The organism is Belnapia moabensis DSM 16746 (genome assembly GCF_000745835.1).
Classification (GTDB): domain Bacteria; phylum Pseudomonadota; class Alphaproteobacteria; order Acetobacterales; family Acetobacteraceae; genus Belnapia; species Belnapia moabensis.
In genome coordinates, this window is record NZ_JQKB01000257.1 from 1 (window position 1) to 1,850 (window position 1,850).

2 protein-coding genes are annotated in these 1,850 nt (G+C 61.1%); both read left to right on the top strand.

Annotation, left to right across the window (positions count from 1 at the left end):
* The coding region (locus EP26_RS36010) for a hypothetical protein (RefSeq protein WP_211259643.1) at nt 1-335 on the top strand (335 nt) is incomplete at its 5' end.
* 8 nt (nt 336-343) lie between these two features.
* The gene (locus EP26_RS30705) at nt 344-1,621 is read left to right on the top strand and encodes a pyridoxal phosphate-dependent aminotransferase (protein WP_211259645.1); all 1,278 of its coding nucleotides are present in this window, start codon (nt 344-346) and stop codon (nt 1,619-1,621) included.
* Nucleotides 1,622-1,850 lie beyond the last annotated feature (229 nt).

The window sequence follows — 1,850 nt, forward strand, 5'->3', positions numbered from 1 at the left end:
CCTCGCGCCCGTACCGCTCTCGGTCCGCTGCCGTCCACATGGCAGAAGCTCCGCTGTCTCCATCAATGTCCTGCCGCAACGCATTCAAAATGCAGCAGTTCTTCGTGGACGGGCTTCAGTCACCAGAATCGCGGGGTGCGGCACACGAGGGCTACGGCGCCATCGCCGAGAAGGTCTGCAACCTCCACCATCTTGATACTCGCTCCAGAGCGAGCCTGGGCACTATGGCGGTCCAACAGCTCGGCGCGGGTGCTGCGCCAGCCCTCGCGCTTGGCTCAGGCGATCCGTCCGGCCTTGTCGTGCGGCACCGCACCGTAATTGGTTTCAACCAATGAACCCTTCAATGCTTCATGCCGGCGTAAGATTTTTCACCTGCGTCAAGAATCTGCCAAGCTTGCTGCCACAAAACGATGGCGACACTACAGGCCTCGCCCTTATGCGCCTCTCTTCACTAGCCGAAGAATTCGCGGCCCGACCCGGTTCGTCCTGCGGGCTGCACTTCGAAGCGCTCGCGGCGTTGGCTCGTGGTGAGGATGTCATCCTGCTAACCATCGGTGATCCAGACCTCGACACCATGTCTCCCGTGGTCGAGGCGGCCGTGTCTGCACTACGCCGGGGTGACACCCACTATACAGAATTTGCTGGGCGCCCCGAGCTGAGGCGCGCAATTGCTGAGTTACATGACGCAAGGACGGGCATTCCGACCCAAGCTTCCCAAGTCATCGTGGGAAGTGGCGCACAGAACGCCGTTTTCTCGTCTTGCTTGGCGCTGTTTTCGCCAGGGGACGAAGTGCTGGTTCCTCAGCCAGCCTATCTCACCTACGCAGCAACCGTGCGAGCGTCCGGTGCACGACCAATCTCCACTGCCGCGACTCCCGGCAGCCTGCGGTTCAACATCGATGCTATGAGAGCCGCTACGACCGAACGCACACGTGGCGTTCTCCTTGCCAACCCCTGCAATCCGACTGGCGCCGTGCTGCGGACTGACGAGATGCGGGAACTAGCGAGCCTAGCCAAGGATCTTGACCTCTGGGTGATCTCGGATGAGGTGTATAGTTCCCTCACCTACGACGCCAAGCACGTCTGTATCGCTGCAGCGTCAGATATGGCTGAGCGCACGGTGACGGTTGGCAGCCTCTCAAAGTCCCACGCGATGACCGGATGGCGCATGGGTTGGGCGATCGCTCCGCATGAAGCCGCGTTGGCTATGGCCAGTCTCGCGTCCTGCATGCATCACGGACTGCCAGGCTTCGTCCAAGCCGGGGCTTTAGCAGCACTCGCACACTACGACGAATACGCAATGTCCATGTGCGCAACCTTCCGATCTCGACGCGACGTAGCGCTTGGCGTCCTGTCACAAGCCAAAGGTCTTCTCTGCAGGAAGCCTGAGGCAGGCATGTTCGTGCTCGTGGATGTGTCAGGTACCGGCATGAACTCGGCCGAATTCGCGCGCCGTCTTTATCACGAGGTCGGAGTGGCGGTTCTTGACGGAGCCGCCTTTGGTGATTGCGTTGCGGGCCATGTCCGCCTTTCGCTCGGCACAGCCGAGGCAAGCCTTATAGCTGGCTGCGAAAGGCTCACCGCCTTCGTCAACGGCCTCAATGTGGCAGTTGCCGCCTAACGGGTCAGCAGTTTGTTGTCTTGGCGGCAACCGACGTAAGATCATTTTCGTACAAGATCCATTCGCGGTGCCCTCGGCTGCTGGTGGCCGCTGGACCGCAACCACGGTGCGGCGTGTCTTATCGAGGGCGGCGGCTAGCCCGGATTATGCACCGGAGGTGACGGGCATGGCGAAATCCGCTGATCGGCAATAGGATTCGGTTGCGACACCCACATCCAGCCGGTCCCGG